The sequence below is a fragment of the Kingella pumchi genome (assembly GCF_022288825.1).
GTDB lineage: Bacteria > Pseudomonadota > Gammaproteobacteria > Burkholderiales > Neisseriaceae > Kingella_D > Kingella_D pumchi.
The window spans coordinates 1-281 of record NZ_JAKOOW010000048.1 but is presented as its reverse complement, the minus strand read 5'-3'; the positions used below and the strand labels follow the sequence as shown (position 1 = coordinate 281).

Here is a 281-nt window from a genome sequence, read left to right as displayed (position 1 = left end):
CCCTCATAACAATCTTCATAGTCTTCTTCTCTATATTCTCCACTTAAATCAAAAAAAGATTCTGAAACCCAAGTATAAGGATCAAGAGGAATAAGGGGCTTTTCACCTATTTCACCTGTCTCTTCATCCACAAAAAATCTATCATTATCATCATTAATATAATATATATTTGAATCACCATACTCCAATGCCCAAATAGCTTCCTTCCATTGCTCACGAAATTCTGAAGCACTTTCAAAATCATCAAATTCTTCTGTATGTACAAGATACATAATAATTAC

1 protein-coding gene is annotated in these 281 nt (G+C 32.0%); it reads right to left on the bottom strand.

Going from position 1 to position 281, the window contains the following annotated elements; translation table 11 throughout:
* The coding region (locus MB824_RS10730) for a hypothetical protein (RefSeq protein WP_238748534.1) at positions 1 to 281 on the bottom strand (281 nt) is incomplete at both ends.